13 protein-coding genes are annotated in these 16,872 nt (G+C 47.3%); 4 read left to right on the plus strand and 9 right to left on the minus strand.

All coding sequences use genetic code 11. The annotated features are described in order from the left end of the window. Positions 1-9: 9 nt before the first annotated feature. Positions 10-966, minus strand: coding sequence for a helix-hairpin-helix domain-containing protein (locus LZD49_RS22800; protein ID WP_234669977.1), 957 nt, complete (start codon positions 964-966; stop codon positions 10-12). Between the two features lie 111 nt (positions 967-1,077). Next, on the minus strand, positions 1,078-2,118 hold the full coding sequence (locus LZD49_RS22805; protein ID WP_234669978.1) for a hypothetical protein: 1,041 nt from the start codon (positions 2,116-2,118) through the stop codon (positions 1,078-1,080). Positions 2,119-2,354: 236 nt separating this feature from the next. On the opposite strand from LZD49_RS22805, the gene LZD49_RS22810 reads away from it, so the two are divergent. Continuing rightward, entirely contained in the window at positions 2,355-2,585 is a 231-nt protein-coding gene (locus tag LZD49_RS22810) for a hypothetical protein (protein ID WP_234669979.1), read from the plus strand. A 1-nt stretch (position 2,586) separates the two neighbouring features. Here LZD49_RS22810 and LZD49_RS22815 read toward each other — a convergent pair whose 3' ends face one another. The 4 genes from LZD49_RS22815 to LZD49_RS22830 all read right to left on the minus strand — a co-directional run bounded on the left by LZD49_RS22815 (position 2,587) and on the right by LZD49_RS22830 (position 7,939). After that, positions 2,587-2,943, minus strand: coding sequence for a hypothetical protein (locus tag LZD49_RS22815; protein WP_234669980.1), 357 nt, complete (start codon positions 2,941-2,943; stop codon positions 2,587-2,589). Between the two features lie 60 nt (positions 2,944-3,003). After that, positions 3,004-4,407: a GH1 family beta-glucosidase gene (locus LZD49_RS22820; RefSeq protein ID WP_234669981.1), complete on the minus strand. Its 1,404-nt coding sequence runs from the start codon at positions 4,405-4,407 to the stop codon at positions 3,004-3,006. 118 nt (positions 4,408-4,525) lie between these two features. Beyond that, the gene (locus tag LZD49_RS22825) at positions 4,526-6,502 is read right to left on the minus strand and encodes a T9SS type A sorting domain-containing protein (protein WP_234669982.1); all 1,977 of its coding nucleotides are present in this window, start codon (positions 6,500-6,502) and stop codon (positions 4,526-4,528) included. A gap of 861 nt (positions 6,503-7,363) precedes the next feature. Next, complete coding sequence (locus LZD49_RS22830) at positions 7,364-7,939, minus strand: RNA polymerase sigma factor (RefSeq protein WP_234669983.1); 576 nt, start codon at positions 7,937-7,939, stop codon at positions 7,364-7,366. A gap of 178 nt (positions 7,940-8,117) precedes the next feature. Between LZD49_RS22830 and LZD49_RS22835 the strand changes: the two genes are divergently transcribed. The 3 genes from LZD49_RS22835 (at position 8,118) to LZD49_RS22845 (ending at position 11,330) form a co-directional block, all read left to right on the plus strand. Continuing rightward, positions 8,118-9,434: a hypothetical protein gene (locus LZD49_RS22835; protein WP_234669984.1), complete on the plus strand. Its 1,317-nt coding sequence runs from the start codon at positions 8,118-8,120 to the stop codon at positions 9,432-9,434. Positions 9,435-9,679: 245 nt separating this feature from the next. Beyond that, positions 9,680-10,393 carry a carbohydrate-binding family 9-like protein gene (locus LZD49_RS22840; RefSeq protein WP_234669985.1) on the plus strand — a complete coding sequence of 238 codons (714 nt, stop codon included), beginning with the start codon at positions 9,680-9,682 and terminating at the stop codon, positions 10,391-10,393. A 7-nt stretch (positions 10,394-10,400) separates the two neighbouring features. Continuing rightward, on the plus strand, positions 10,401-11,330 hold the full coding sequence (locus tag LZD49_RS22845; protein WP_234669986.1) for a serine hydrolase: 930 nt from the start codon (positions 10,401-10,403) through the stop codon (positions 11,328-11,330). Positions 11,331-11,378: 48 nt separating this feature from the next. Here LZD49_RS22845 and LZD49_RS22850 read toward each other — a convergent pair whose 3' ends face one another. The 3 genes from LZD49_RS22850 to LZD49_RS22860 form a co-directional block, all read right to left on the minus strand. Then, positions 11,379-11,666: a hypothetical protein gene (locus tag LZD49_RS22850; RefSeq protein WP_234669987.1), complete on the minus strand. Its 288-nt coding sequence runs from the start codon at positions 11,664-11,666 to the stop codon at positions 11,379-11,381. A gap of 137 nt (positions 11,667-11,803) precedes the next feature. Beyond that, positions 11,804-14,254, minus strand: a complete 2,451-nt coding sequence (locus LZD49_RS22855) for an ABC transporter permease (RefSeq protein ID WP_234669988.1) — start codon at positions 14,252-14,254, stop codon at positions 11,804-11,806. 165 nt (positions 14,255-14,419) lie between these two features. Beyond that, positions 14,420-16,819 (minus strand): ABC transporter permease, encoded by a 2,400-nt coding sequence (locus LZD49_RS22860; RefSeq protein ID WP_234669989.1) that lies wholly within the window; start codon positions 16,817-16,819, stop codon positions 14,420-14,422. Positions 16,820-16,872 lie beyond the last annotated feature (53 nt).

A 16,872-nucleotide genomic window follows, 5' to 3' on the forward strand; every position in this document is an offset into this window, starting at 1 on the left:
GCCATACCATCAGAACGAAAGGTATGGCCCTATTTTTTGTATTGTTGTTTCATCGACGGCCTTCACTTTCCTCAGTTCTTCCAACGAACGAAACGGCCCGTGCTCATTGCGGTAATTAATTAGTATCTGCACCAACTTCCTGTTTTTCAAATAGCTATGTTGCGAAAGCTCCGCGACTGTGGCTTCATTGATATTGATTTTTTTCACAGGGCTATTTACCTTCGCATACTGTCGTAACTCCGACAATGCCAGCGAATCCAGCCCATAAACTTCTGCAAACTGATCGGTGGAATGAAACCCTCCGAGCCCATCACGGAATTTCAAAATGCGCTGCGCCAGTTTACTACCAATGCCTTTGAGGCGAATGAGTGCCGTTGTGTCACATTGGTTGATGTCGAATACGCGTTTGTTGTCTGTTTGTTTTGAGGCAAAACCATGGGAATTTACTTTCGAAACATTCTCCTTCCTGATCTCCCCAGCCGTTTCCAGTGTAATGACAATGTGCCTTTCGAGGCGTGCATACAGGTCGGCAGGGAAGTCGTAAATCTTTAACAGATCCTCCCTGCGCCTGAACTTACCGCCCTTGCTCCGGAATCTTTCAATGCGTTTTGCAATGAAAGCAGGAATGCCTACGCCTGTTAGTTCGCGTTCCGTGGCGACATTAGGATCAAAGTCGACAAGTTTTATCCGCTCCGGAGCCATTGGCGTTTTGTCGAAAGAAACCGGGCCTCTTTTCGACTTGTAATTCAGAGCCTGCTGTTTTTCCAGAAGTGCGGCAATGCTGTCGAGTACCTGCATTTCAGGAGGGTGTGTGCTGGGCGGCACAAAAGGTAAAACCCAGCGCCTGAATACAAAGGGCGTCCAGATAAGGATTGTACAAAACACCATCATCATCAACGCACCGCGTGCTTCCTTCCGGGATATTCCGAAGAAGTCCTGTAAGACATTCAAAATTTTCTGATACATACGTCCGGGCCATTTCCCCTTTTTACGTAGCAACAGTGTTTTGGTAACAGGTTTTTAAACAAAAATGAGCAGACGGTTCAGCCGCCTGCTCATCTGGCAAATAAAATATAGTTACTGATTCACATAAACGCCGCCCGCATTGGCCGATAATGTTACCGGAATGCCGCCGCCGTTCATTTTGCCTTGTACCCGGTCTTTTTCTGCGGAGCCATCGAAGTTTTTGAGCGGGATAGATACTTTGTTTCCTCTCAGGTTAAGGTCAACACCTTTATCGAGCGGCATTGTAACGCGGACACTGCCCGCTGATGTTGAAAGATCTACATATTTGCCAAGGGATTTCAGTTCGAGCTCGATGCTGCCCGCACTGGTATTCGCACGAACACTGCCTGAAACATCAGCCAACCGTACCGAACCGCCCGAGGTACCTGCATCGAGCGTCCCATCCACACCTTCGCCACGAATACTTCCTCCGCTCGTATGCGCTACGACATCGCCGCTCAGTTTGTTTAATTCGATGCTTCCTCCGGAAGTTTTCAGTTCGATCCTGCCTTTCAACTCCAGGGCCTTGATGCTGCCGCCACTGGTATGCAGATTGATATCCTTACTGCAATGCGCCACATCGATGCTTCCTCCCGAAGTACGTCCGTGAATGGCGCCATCCAGGTCATCAATTTTGAGGCTTCCGCCGCTGGTGGAGAAGTTCTGCTCGCCTGTCAATGAAGCAATTTTGATGCTTCCGCCGCTGGTCTTAAGGCTGGTAGCCACATTGCGCGGTGCCGTTACTTTAAAGGAAAGAGATATATTGCGTTTTTCATTCCATTGGAGATTGTTTTTCCGTTTGGCCGTTGCGATCACCTTGTTGCCCTCGGTACCAATCAGGATATCGTAATCTTCCAGTCGGTCTTCGATTTCTTCCTTCGATAGTTCTTTATTGCCATTCCAGCCATTACTACGAACATACATTTCTACTGTAAAACCACCCGATTGCCCGCCCAGGACAGAAATAGAACCTCCGGAAGTTTCCACCTGCAATTCTTTCAGGGATGAGCCATTAAAGTTTTTGGTGACGTAAGGTTTGTCGTCGCCCTGCGCCGTTGCGTTCACGAATGCCAACACCGACAGAACGAAAGTAAGTAGTTGTTTAATTTTCATGGGATTTCTCGATTTGTTTCTGCAATGATGTCAAAGCCAGCAGTAAAGTTGCATGGCGGTCATGCATTCTCAACACAAAAACAAATCCACAAATTAAATACCTAAAAATCAGATACATACCGCGTTCACTCTGTTCACAAGCGAACACAGCGGACATTAGAACGTGATTTTCTTATAAAGAGACAGGGACGTCCGGTACGGTTTTTGCAATCCCGAATATCAAACCAATCATGATTATGAAAACATATCGGGTAAAAGCCGTCCGCGAATCAGAGGAAAAGTTGGTATCTGACATCCTCCAAAACCTGCAGCGGAAAGGAACGATCGTATTTGAGGAAGAACAACCCGAAAGCCGGTCTAAAGAAACTACACCTGCCACGGATGAGCAGGTGCAGGAGATTATTGATGAAGCGGAGTTGAGTCCTTATTATTCAGAAAAAGAGGCTAAGAAGATATTGAACCTCTGAGTTATTTTTTGTGAATTTCAATGACTTTGATCTCATCGTATGTTGCCGTGTGACCCCAACCGCAGGGTACTGTCCCTTTGCTGCCGGTTAGGCTGTATTTAAGGCGAACATCGGTGAAACTGTAATATTCCTCAATTTTACCCAGTTCCTTTTCTATTTTCGAACGGGATTCTTCACTCGGCACGAAAGAAACTGTACTGTCTTTTGAAGTGATACTAAAGTGCCACGAACAACCATCGGTGGCAAGCATATTGGTCCACGTAGCGTCGACCTCATAAATTTGCTCATTGATATCGTTGCTTTCGTCATGGCAGCTTACCCAGGCCAGTAAACCGAATAAGACAATCAGAACTTTCATGGTTATAGGGGTTTATGTGACGGTTAGACACTCCCTTTTCCGAAATAGTTGGAAGTAAAATTACATTTCTTCCTTTTTAAGGAATCCGGCAAACCATCTCCCCGACGCCTTCACGGTTCGTTCCTGCGTTTTGAAATCCACAAACACCAGGCCAAACCGTGCAGAATAGCCGTGTGCCCATTCAAAATTATCCAACAAGGTCCACGCAAAATAACCGGTAATATTAACACCGTCATTCCTGGCTCTCAAAACCGCCGCCAGATAGTCCTGGTAATAGGCTTGCCGACGCGGATCCTCCACTTTCTCGCCTTTCAGGATATCTTTGAACGCCGCACCATTTTCCGAAATAACCAGTTCACGTACGCCCTTATACCGTTGAAACTGTTTCAATATTTCATACATGCCAATAGGATTGATCTCCCACCCGAGGCTCGTCGTCGGCACATTTCTTAAAGTTGCGGGGACCTCTTTCAGCCACATGACAGGCGCCAGGTACGAATGCTGCACCACCACACTGAAATAGTTTTGCAATCCCCAAAAATCGAAATCAAATTTCAATCGTTCGCGATCGCCCTCCCGCATGAATCTTTTGATATTTGCCAAAAAAGGAAATGCGTCTTTCGGATATCCTAAACCGAGCGCCGGCTCTATAAAAAGCCGGTTCATAAGCGCATCGGCCCGGCGGGCGGCCCTGACGTCCGCTGCGCTTTGACTATTTGGATACACATAGGAACAGGAAATCGCATTCCCGATTCGTGCCTCCGGTAATATTTTGCGCAATACCCGCCCTCCTTCTGCCTGGCTCAATGCAAGGTGATGCACCACCGGCAAAAAATTATGGATACCCTTGTTCCCAGGCGCATGTTCTCCGGTGGTATAACCAAGCCCAGCCACCGCCATCGGCTCGTTCAGCACGATCCAGTGCTTCACACGGTCGCCAAATGCGTGGGCGCATACAGCAGCGTACTCCGCAAACCATTCTACAATGCGCCTGTTCTTCCATCCCCCGCTCTTTTCCAGCGCTTGCGGCAAATCCCAATGGTACAGCGTAATCCACGGCTCGATACCGAGGACAATGCATTTGTCGATGAGCTTATTGTAAAAATCGATACCGGCCTGATTTACCTTGCCATAACCACCCGGCAATATCCTCGACCATGAAAGCGAAAACCGGAATTGTTCGAAACCAAGCTCTTTTACCAGGTCCAGGTCCTGCTCGTAGCGATGATAAAAATCACATGCATGGCGTGCGTCGTCATTGTTGCGGATCCTTCCCTTTTTTCTGGCAAAAACATCCCAGACACAATCAGTTCGCCCATCCTCATGAACAGCTCCCTCGATCTGGTATGCGGCTGTCGCCACACCCCATTTAAAATCACTTCCAAAAGCATCACGCGTCAGGGGGCCATTATAGTCAAGTTTGTTTTCTGAATTTCTGATTTGATGATCGATAGTCGTTGCCAAGCCTGTTCCGGTTAACCTTTTGTTTACGAAAGTTAAAATTAATGCAAAAACCAAGCCCTTCGTTCCGAAACTATGGACGAAGGGCTTGGTTTTTTACCTATCCGGCTACTCAGAAAGCTTAGCGCACGACCAGGATTTTACGCATTAAAGGACCATTGTTGATTTTTACATAGTAGGTTCCCTGAGCCAATTTGGTCAGATCTACTTCGCTGGCCGAGTCAGGTACGGTATTCAGTACGAGCGCGCCGGTCTGGCTGAATACCTTCACGTTCGTGATCTGCTGATTGCTGCTCAGTTTAATACGGTCAACGGTCGGGTTCGGATAAACATTCATCTGCTCCTGGCCATCGAAGCTGAGGCTCTTGATCATGCTGAAAGCGAATGTTTCATCCAGATCCACCATTTTCAGACGGTACAGGTTCACGGCAAATGGATTAGTGTGCGTATAGGTGTATGTTTCGAGATCTTTGCTTTCACCTTTCGCCTCTAGTCTGTCAAGTGCAATCCAGCTCTTACCATCCTGGCTGTGTTGTATTTCGAAGTATGCCGAGTTGCTTTCCGAGGTCGTAGTCCAAGCCAGCTGAGCCGTTCCTCCCTCTTTTTTCGCAGAGAATGACGACAACGTTACCGGCAATGGCGGGCCAGAGAAGGTAAGACAGGCATTGTCGGCAAAGAAATTGCCGCCATTCGAAGAACCGATCACACGGACATATTTGGTCTTCGGCGGGAATGTTCCGGTCACAGTATATTTTACCAGTCCCCAGGGGTTAGTTGTGATTAATTTCGTAACGTCCGTAGTAGCTGATCCGATTTCTGTTTGCATTTCGTCGAGGAAAAGCAACTGGAACTTTTGGCTGTTAGCGCTGCTGAATGCTCCAAAAATTGTAAGGGTTACCTGGGTACCGTAAGTAGTTAACACTTCCACATCCTGCCAGAATTTGCCTTGGCCGTCAAGTTTGGCACCCTTCTCACCACAAACCGCATATTTCTGGTCAACGCTCAATGAACCTGTTGCATTCCAGTTGTCAGTACCATTTTCGAAGCTATGATTCACCAGCTTATTACCGGTACATTCCTGACAAGTTACTGGCTGTGTTACGGTCAAACAGATCGCATCCACTTTGAACCAGTTGCCCCCTGAATACACAGAGAACCGAACTTTGACAGATCCGGCGGGAGCCGCCCCTGATACAAAAAATTGTTTCAGTTTGCTGTCGGTCACCTGGTAGTCCATATCGGTCACGACCTCACCCACAGAATTCCCTGCACCATCAATGAATGTCAGTTTGAAATTGTGTACTTCGTTTTTGTCGTGTGTACCGCCGTAAGCGCTCACCTGAACCTGCGATCCGGCAACCAATGCAACATCCTGATAAATGTAACCTTTGTTTTGCAGCAGCCCGTTGTGCGAACCACACATTTCATAAGCATCGTCCTGCGTAAATTTGAGATTATTGATACTTACAACTGACCAATCGCCGAAGTTCGAATTCTCGAAGCTGGCGTTTTTGATCAATGTGGTGGAATTAACACAGTTGCAATCAACTGGCGGTGTGATAATGAGGCAAGCGCCGTCGATCTTGAAATAGTTACCCGAAGAGAAAATCTCGAAACGCACTTTTACAGCATTGGCAGGCGCAACAGCGCTCTTGGTATATTTTTGCAAAGAGCTCCCGTTACCTACTTCATAATTCATAGTCACGACCTCTTCACTGATTTGGACGTCGCTGGAGTTGTAAAAGATGAGTTTGAACTGGTGCTTGTATTCGTTATTGTGTGTGCCACCATAAACTTTCAGGTCAACCTGACTTCCGGCAGTCAGGGCGAATTCCTGCCATATCGCAGCGTCCTTTTTTGTACCATCGCCGAGCAGACCGTTGTATTCACCGCACATATTATATTTATTGTCGGTGGTGAAAGGTGTGTCGTTATTCAATTTAGTCCATCCCGCAGTGGAGCCCTGATGAGCGGTTTCGAAACTGGGATTTGTGAGCTTATTGCCGTCGCAGCCACAATCGCTGCCGGTTGCGCTAGCCTGGAAGGCGAAGCCCAGGCTCAAGAGTAATAAGGTAAATAGGAACGTAAAATTTTTCATAACGTATTTGATTTGTAATTGATTAGCTACTGTGGCTTGTCGACAAATTGTACGTTACAAAGGTAAAAATTAGATCATCTAAAAATAGTACTTTTTTTATATTACAACTGCACTGAAATTAGATATATGTCATTTTGTAAATTAGTTCTAATATAAATTCTAGAAATATTTCTATAACAAAAAGGCCATATTTTAGATCAAAATGGCATTTTTATTAAAAATTACTTTTAACGCTTATTTCAAACTGATTAAGAATTGTATAAAACTAATAATGTCATTTTTTAAATATAATACAATGCCGGTTTACCGCTCTACTGAGGTAACGGTTACATAAAAGCAAATGACAGAATCGCGAAAACTGGCGACAATCCAGGTTTCCACGTACATACCGTACCGTCAGTATCGTTAACCACAAAATCATAGTTTAGTCGCAATGGTGACGGCTCATTAAGTAAAACTTCTACATGCAAAACAAGCCAATGGAGCAATATTGAGGACTAAAATACGTTTTCGCCTACCAAACGGCATTTGTCGTCAACATGCGATTCTGTGGATAACAATAAACTTTCACTGAAGAATTTCGACAAAATTTTTTTTCAGGAAAGTGTCGGGTTCTACAAGATTTATATCGACTGCGAATAAAATACAATCATTTTATTCCTGTCTTAGAAGAGTTTAGCTATATACTATTCGGATTTCTAGGTAGATGATTGCAAATAAATCTAGAAATTACACCCATCAGACAATAGAAAATAAGGCAAGGCTGGGTCTTACTCCCGACTTTTAGGTCAAAGCGGCGGCATTTTGCAAAATAACTCGCGAGTTATTTTTACAAAATCCATTAAAACGTAAAATAGGATTTTAGGCAATTTTGAGTTGCAATTCAGGTGTAGAAAACACGCAACGAAGCTCCTGCAAGCCTTTTCTGATACGTGATTTTATGGTGCCGAGCGGCACCGACAGCTTTTCGGCCACTTCTTCATGAGTATAACCCTGAAAATAGACGAGCTCGATCGGCACGCGTCTCTCAGGCAACAAGCGTGCGACCCATGACCGCACGTCCATATCCAGCGCATGACGTGGCCAGCCATCAGCAACTCCGACTTCGGGTTCCACTATCGCATCCAATCGAATAATTTTACCTGCGGTTTTGGCGTCCACGCGCAAGGTGTCTATAGCAGTATTTCGTGCGATGTTCAGCATCCATGTAAAGAGGGTTCCTCTTTCCGACGAGTAAGAAGCCATGCCGCGCCAGATCTTCAGAAAGCTATCCTGTAATACATCCGCAGCTTTGTCTTCATCTTTCACGATTTTGAGGATTACACCGAATAAGGCGGCCGAATAGTGATTGTACAAATACTCAAAAGCATTACGGTTATTATTCCTTAGCTGAGCTAAAAGGTCCTTTTCACGGTAACGGATTGCTATTCTGCTCATCTTTTCCTGTTTTATCAGTGGATATCCCAATAATTGGGATCGCTGTTTATTATTTCTGTTCCAATACTGATTTCGGATTAACTGTGTATTTTAAGCTCGAATTGGGGAGCGTCGCTGCGTAGCTTTCGGCAGTCCCAATTGTATGGTCCCCAAACTTGGTTACCTAACACATGTTTCAATGATGCTAAAAAAATACCTCACCGCCCTAACTATGGCTATCGCGCTTTCCTGCGGCTCTCACGATAAGCCCGTCGGCAACGCTGGCAGATTGGACAGCATTGCGCGGGAATATGTCACACTCGGCCTTTCCATTGGCCGCTTCGACAGCGATTTTGTGGATGCATATTATGGCCCCGATTCGCTAAGGCCTTCGATAACAGATTCCTCCCGGTTCCCGAAAGAAAAGTTCCTGAAAGATATTGCAGGCCTAAAAAGGTCTCTTTCCGAGTTTCCCGCAGACGGGACCAACGATACGCTCGCACGCCGTGCCGTGTGGCTCAGTGCCCAATTGACTGCCTTTGAAAGGCGCATCCATGTTTTTTCCGGCACATTAGTGCCATTCGACTCAGAATCCAAAGAGCTGTTTGATGCCGTAGCCCCGGTTTACGATGAAAAACATTTCCAGGACCTTATCGCACGGCTCGATGGTTTGCTTCCTGGTAAAGGGCCTGTTCCGGAACGTTATCAGCAGTTGGCTAGCCAATTTGTAATCCCGCAGAACAAAATCGACACAGTATTCAGAACAGCTATTGCCGAGGCCCGCAAACGTACGCTTACCCATTATACGCTTCCTCCCGGAGAGAATTTTAAGCTCGAATACGTCCATGACAAACCTTGGTCGGGATATAACTGGTACAAAGGCAATTACAAGAGCATTATCCAGATCAACGTAAGCCAGCCCATTTATATCGAACGGGCGATAGACCTGGCGTGCCACGAGGGTTATCCCGGGCATCACGTTTATAATGCTTTGCTTGAAAAGAACCTCTACCGCGATAAGGGCTGGACGGAGATTTCACTGTACCCGCTATTCAGTCCGCAGTCGCTGATCGCAGAAGGAAGTGCCAACTATGGCATATCGATCGCCTTCCCAGGTAATGAGCAAAAGGAATTTTGCAAAAACGTGCTTATGCCGCTGGCGGGGCTTGATACGACGCTCAGCAATGTCTATTTCGAAGTTCTCGCGATCCGGTCGGCTTTGAATTATGCCCGCAACGAGGTAGCGCGCGGCCTGCTCGACCGCGGCATGAGCGAACAGGAAGCAAAACGCTGGCTTACCGACTATTGTCTCTTACCCGACAAAGGCGCCTCCGATTACCTAAGGTTTATCAGGAAGTACCGGAGCTATGTCATCAACTATAATTATGGACAGGACATTGTCAAGAAGTACATCGAATCGCAAGGTGGGACAGCAGCCTATCCGGACAAGCGATGGAAGCTTTTTGAAACATTGCTAAGCAACGAAAACAAGGCAAGTGACCTTTTGAAACAATGAAAAGCAGTGGTAAATTGACCCCTTTTGCACTACTCCCTTTACTCATCTTGAAAAATTTTAATTTAGTCGGTAAAAATGACACCTTTTCGCGACGCCCTCTCATTCTCGTTGTGCTGGCATGTATGATAACCGCCGGCGTACACGCCCAAAATTCGGCCGGGCCTCGTCAGGCAGAATCCGGCCGGGTCGAACCCAAAACGTACACTTGTTACCGGACAGACAAAGCTATTTCCATTGACGGGCGCATGAATGAACAGGCATGGAAGAAAGCCGCCTGGACATCGACTTTCGTGGATATTGAGGGTGACAAAAAACCTTTGCCTTTGCAGGATACGCGCGTGAAGATGCTCTGGGACGACCAGTATCTTTATATCGCAGCCCAAATCGAAGAAGAACACATCTGGGCCTATCAGGACAAAAAAGATCAGATTGTATATCTGGAAAATGATTTCGAAGTGTTTATCGATCCCGACGGGGACACCGATAATTATTACGAACTCGAGATCAACGCTATCAACAATACATTCGACCTGTTTTTACCAAAACCTTACCGCAAGGGCGGCCGGGCGCAGCTCAAATGGGATATCAAAGGCCTAAAATCCGCAGTAACTGTTGATGGAACCGTCAATAACGCAAACGATCAAGACAAAAGCTGGATCCTGGAAATCGCCATTCCCTTTGAGTCCCTATCTACGGAAAACGTAAAACCGCTTCTTCCAAAAGACGGCTCCGAATGGCGGATCAATTTCTCGCGGGTAAACTGGCAGCATGAGATCGGAGAAGACGGGCGTTACAGCCGCAAAAGGAATGCCGAAACGGGTAAGACTATCCCCGAATACAACTGGGTGTGGTCGCCGCAAGGCATTATCAATATGCACTATCCCGAATATTGGGGGAAATTGCTTTTCAGCAACGAAAAAGCCAGAAAAGTCAAAGGAACCACAACAGCCCATAACTAATCCCCCTATGATCAGACGCTTTATTCTCTTGCTATGTGTACTTCTTGGCCAACAGCTGCACGCCCAGCCCGGCGCAATTGGCAATACTACTATTGATAAAAAACTGACCGCCAAGCTCGAAGCCGCGCTTGCAGGTTTCCACGGGCAGGTAGGCGTTTATGTCCGTAACCTGAAAACGGACCGCGTTGCGACCGTGAATGCCGACAGCCTCTATCCCACAGCCAGCATGATCAAGGTGCCGATCATGTGTGGGATTTTTGATAAGATCGATAAAGGAGAAGTTAAGTTTGATCAGGAGCTTATTTACCGCGATTCGCTGAAATACGATAACGGAATCGTTGGTTCATTCCGCGACAGCACGAAGATCGCATTGCCAAAAGTGGTGCACCTGATGATCTCCCAAAGTGATAACACCGGCAGCTTGTGGTTGCAAGCCATGGCTGGTGGCGGAGCGACAATTAACCAATGGCTTGAAAAGAATGGCTTTGCCAACATCCGCGTCAATTCCCGTACGCCGGGACGAAAGGAATTCCAGGCGCGCTACGGCTGGGGCCAGACCACACCACGCGAAATGGCGGAGCTGGTAGCCATGATCCGCAATGGAAAAGCGATCAATGCATCGGTAAGTGAGCGCATGTACCGCTATTTAGGTATGCAGTTTTGGGACGGGGAAGCGATTTCGCAGATTCCGTCGAATGTCAAAATAGCTGCTAAAAGCGGAGCGGTGAACCAGGCAAAATCGGAAGTGCTGGTTGTGCACGCGCCGCATGGCGACTATGTATTCTGCATTGCCACCAAAAACCAGCAGGACCAAACGTGGCAGAAACAAAATGAGGGTTATGTACTGATCCGCAAGGTATCCGAGATCATCTGGAACCATTTTGAACCGAAAAGCAAATGGAAACCGGTGGAAGGTTCCGACCGGTTCTGGTTCTGAAAAACGGCGGCGGGCATATTGCATTTCAAACTGCTACACCGGATCTATTCAGGCTATTGCCTCACGTAACAGGCTTCTGCTTTCTTTTTTCACAAAGGTGATCGGCACGAATTCGTCAGTCGGAGCCCCTATATAATAGACCGTCCATTCCGGATCATGATGCGCCAGCATTTCGCTGATGCAATCGGCGCGGTGCGCGACCGGATTAGTACAATCCTCCCAATAAAAAAGCTCGACCCTATAAAACAGGTTCTGCTTGATTCCGTTGATCGTTACTTCTACTTTGATCTCCTGCTTGCCTTGAAGCGGTGGGATGGGAATGGCAATGTGGCTCATGGGATTATCTGGTTAAAATTCTATGCATTCTTACTGTTTTGGTTGTTGTTTTTCTTTTTGACCGCCGACCGCGTTTACTTTACTTTACCTTACCTACTGCAAATCATGGTCCATAGTCCATGCTCATGCCGAAGGCCCTACTCCGCCCGCAAGCTCCTTACCGGGTTTGTCAAGGCGGCTTTTATACTTTGGAAGCTGACGGTCAACAATGTAACTCCTACTGTTACTACACCTGCCAGCCCAAAGATCCACCAGGTGATATTAGTTTTAAATGCAAAGTTTTCCAGCCATTTATCCATTGCGTACCAGGCTAGCGGGCTGGCGATGATCAGCGCAATACCCACCAGCACCACAAAATCACGCGACAATAGCTGTACAATGCTCCTGACCGAAGCTCCCAGTACTTTCCGGATCCCTATTTCCTTGGTCCGCTGCTGGGTAACGATCGAGACGAGGCCGTAAAGGCCCAGGCAGGATATTAACACAGCAAGGCCTGCAAAGTAGGTGATCAGCTTGCTGAGACGTTGTTCGCTCGCATATGCATCTGCAATGCTCTGGTCGAGAAACTGATAGTCGAAGCCCTTTTCGGGAAAATATTTATCCCACTCCTGCCCTACAAATGCCAGCGTCTTATCCATTGCGGTAGGCGAAAGTTTGACAGATATCTGGGTAAAAAGTGGCTGTTCAATGTGAAACACCATCCCCTCGATCGGGTTTTGGAGCGACTGGCCGTGGAAATCCTTCAGAATACCGACGATCCGCCCCTGCTTACCTTCGAGGTTAATGCCTTTGTTCAATGCCTCGGCGTTCGACTTCCAACCCAGCATTTTGACACCGGTCTCATTGATTAGGAACCCTGAGGACTTGTCAGTCGAATATTGCTCCGACAATTCCCTGCCCATCGCGAGTTTGAGTCCATATGTTTTTACAAAATTGAAATCAATACCAATCGTACCAATGAAGAGATTGGCATCCTGCGTTTTGCCTTCGGGAACAATGTTACGGCGTACGGCGCCAGTCGCCATTCGCTGGGTTGCAAAAGTGACGTCTTCCACACCTGCATGGTGCATGAGCGCCTCGCGAAATGTTTTCAGTCTTTGGTAGGCGCTATCATTCCGGGCAGCGAACACATTCGTGATCTTATCGTTACGGATATCGGCCGTAATAATATAATCCTTGTTGAACCCCATTGGCTGGTCCATCAGGAACCGAAGCTGCCGGAATGCCACCATGGCCCCGATGATCAGGACAATCGAAGCGATAAACTGAAAGCCCAGCAGCACCTGCCTGATCGCTCCGCCTCTCGCTTTTCCACTTACAAAACTGCCCTTCAACGTAGCAATAGGCTGAAAACGCGCCACAAAAAACGCCGGATAACTACCTGACAGTAACCCGGCGACAATCGCCACCAAGCAGAATACAACCAGCAAAACAGGATTAGCCAGCAGGTATTCCCACGAAAGGTTTTTGTTTGTGAGTGCATTGAGCACCGGGAAAAGCAATGCAATTAAAATTACTGCGAAAACCAGCGCAATACCACTCAGCAACAGCGATTCGCCCAGAAACTGAGCGACAATCTGTATCTTCTCGCTTCCTAACGTCTTGCGTATGCCTACCTCACGCGCACGTTGTAGCGAGCGCGCGGTCGAGAGATTGATGAAGTTAATGCAGGCTATGAGCAAAGTCATTATGCCAATGCCCAGGAAGACGTACACGTAAGTCGTGCTGCCGGTAGGCTCGGGATTACCTTCCACTTCCGCATTAAAATGAATATCGCTCAGCGGCTGCAATCGATATTCGATGTCCTTTGCAATTTGTGCATCGGCATGGGTTGCCAGAAATTTCGGTAAGCGGGCATTGACCGCATCAGCGGTCTTTCCTTGCCGTAGCAGAACGTAAGTGGCCGAGTGCGTGATTACCCAGTTCTGCGGAAGATTGGTCCGCACCAGCTCACTTTCGGTCGCAAACATGGTCTGATAGTCCGACAGCAGATCTATCCTTATATGCGAATTATCCGGAAATGCCTTCACGACGCCCGTAATGGTCAGCGCATGCTTCCCTTCATAGGTTACGGTTCTGCCCAGGGCATTGGCATTACCGAAATATTTGCGCGCAATCTCATCGGTGATAATCAGGGAATATTTTTGTTTCAACGCCGTTTTAGGATCGCCTTCAATAAAGTTGAAAGAGAAAATACCAAGCAGAGACGAATCCGCAAAAAAGAAATGATCCTCATCGAATTTGACCGGACGTGGGCTTTGAGTACCTTTTATTTCAATAGTCGCATTGCTTCGATACACCCTGGCCGACTTTTCAACCTCCGAAAAATAATCGGGAAGCAGCGGGGACGCAACCGCAGGCGTGAGCCCGAAGTAAATAGAATAGCCCGCGAATTTGGGCATATAATTAAGCCTGTAAATGCGGTCATATTTCGCATGAAAGGTGTCATAACTCACCTCATGGCGTACGAATACCATAATCAGAAAACAGCACGTCAGCCCAATCGTCAAACCGAGAATATTGATAAACGAAAAGGCTTTATGCCTTAGTAGGTTGCGTTGAGCAATTTTTAGGTAATTTGTTAGCATGGTGTTTTGTTTTTTGAGAACTTCTTTTGACCATAGACGATCGACCATGGACCATTTGACTTTGTCGCCATGGTCTATGGTCCATGGTCTATCGTTCGTCGTCCATCGTCTATCATCTGTGGTCGACACTCCGTCAGCGGTCGGCCGTCAGCGGTCGACAAAATCTCACTCCGCCCTAAGACTCTTTACCGGATTCATCAAAGCCGCCTTAATACTCTGAAAACTGATCGTGAACAATGCTACCAGCACCGCCAGCGCACCGGCGAAAAGGAACATCCACCATTCGATATCAATACGGTATGCAAAGTCATTGAGCCACGCCCTCACCGCCCACCAGGCAATAGGCGAGGCAATCAGGATGGAGATGAGCACGAGTTGGAGGAAATCCCTTGAAAGCAGGGCCACGATACCCGCCACCGAAGCGCCCATTACTTTCCGCACCCCTATTTCCTTGATCCTCCGCTCCGCAGAATACGACGCCAGCCCGAACAGCCCCAGACAGGATACGAAAATTGCCAATCCGGCCAGGATGCCCACAATTTCGCTTACCTGACTATCGGCGCGGTACATTTCAGCAAAATGCTCGTCGAGGAATGAATAGGTAAATGGCTGGTCGGGCACAAGTTTGTTCCACGTCGCCTGGATGGCCGCAAGCGCCTGTTGCGTACTGCCGCCTTTGATTCGGACCGACATTTCGGAGTATGACCAGTCTTTCTGGTTGAAAATGCAAAGTGTTTCTACTTTGTGGTGCAGAGAATTGAAGTTAAAATCCTCTGTCACGCCCACAATGGTCGAAAGCGAATCCATTCCTGAAAAACCGAACCGCTTACCAATCAATGTCTCCATTGTCAGCGTCGGCTCGCCCTTTAATAGTTCCTTGGCAAGCGACTCGTTGATTATATAGGTTTTAGCATTGTCACCAGCCTCGTGTGTGAAATTGCGGCCGGCCAGAAGTTTGATCTTATATAACTTCAAATAATCCGGGTCGACGACCACCTGTGAGGATGTCAGCTCCCGTTTTGCAGCGGTTCCCTGGAATGACACGCCGGTTTGATGCAGGTTGTTGCCAAGCCGTTGTTGTGAGCCGGTAACTGCTTCGATAGAAGAGTTTGTCAGCAATTCCTGTTTCAGTGCAGCATATTTCGTATCAGATTTCGAATTTAACGGTATGACCACCACCTGTTCCTTGTCGAAGCCAGGGTTTTTATTGACCATATATTGCAGCTGCTTCACCGCGAACCCGGTGGCAATGATCAGAAAAACGGCACTGGTAAATTGAGCCACGACCAATGCATTCCGAAAATTGCTTTTGCCAACCCGAATAGTCCCTTTCAAAACCTTCACGGGTTCGAAAGCGCTTAAAAATGCCGCCGGGTACAAACCCGAAAGCATTCCGACGAAGACAGTAACCGACAATATCACAAGTAGCAAGCCCGGATGCTGAAAGATCGAAAATTCGAGCCGTCGCTGACTGAAATTCGCCACAGCGGGCATCACCAGTTTCACAATAGCAATGGCCAGCACCAACGAAAACAAGGCCAGCAACACCGATTCACCTATAAATTGCCCGGCCAACTGAAAACGCTGCGCCCCGATCGATTTCCTTATCCCTACTTCTTTCGCCCGGCCCGTTGATCTGGCTGTCGATAGGTTCATGAAATTTACACAGGCAATAATGAGCACGATCGCCGCGATGATCGAGAAAACGTAGGTATACCGCTTATCGAATTTCTGGTAATTGATATAATCGTGAGTTATGTCGACGGATTGCGCGTGAACCTCGGCCAAGGGCTGCAAAAACAGCTCATAAAACTTCCAGCCGCCCTCTTTCATGTGTTTTTTGAGGAAACCTGGGAATTTCTTTTCCATCTTCGCCACGTCTGTACCGGGAGCCAGTTCCAGGTAAGTGACAAGCCAGTTGCCACCCCAGTTTTTCATGAAATCAGGTTTGGCTATCGTATTGAAGGAAATCAGGGCATCAAACTGCAAATGCGAGTTTGTCTGTACATCCTTCATAATACCTGTTACTTTCAATGTAAGCGTGTCGTTCCCGAAATGGTTGATGGTTTTGCCAATAGGGTCGACATTACCAAAGATACTTTTGGCGCTTTTCTCGGACAGGACGACGCTATTCGGTTCTTTCAGCACCCTGTCTTTCTCCCCTTCAATAATTGGGTAATCAAAAAGCTTGAAAAAATTAGAATCGGTCAGGAACGCCTGTGATAGCTCGACCCTTTGCTCACGGTAATGCACCGGTAATTTTCCCGTGGTATTTATTCTTACAAACTGACGGATTTCGGGAAACTCTTCTTCTAACGTCGGCCCCATTGGGAACATCGAGAGCGCCACTTTCTGCGGAGCGACCATTCCTTCGAACTTCTGCACCTCGTCGAGACGATAAATGTTTTTGGAATGCAGCCCGTCGAAGCTGCGCTCATAGAAAACGAACAGCATGATCACAATGCAGGCGGCCATACTGACCGCCAACCCAACAATATTGATCGCCGAAAAAACCTTGTTCTTCCAGATATTCCGGAGGGCGACTTTGAGGTAATTTTTTAGCATGTTCTGTGTTTTTGACCATGGACCGCCGACCATTGTCTGTTCCTACATTAAAT

The sequence above is a fragment of the Dyadobacter sp. CY261 genome, from assembly GCF_021440085.1.
Taxonomy (GTDB): domain Bacteria; phylum Bacteroidota; class Bacteroidia; order Cytophagales; family Spirosomataceae; genus Dyadobacter.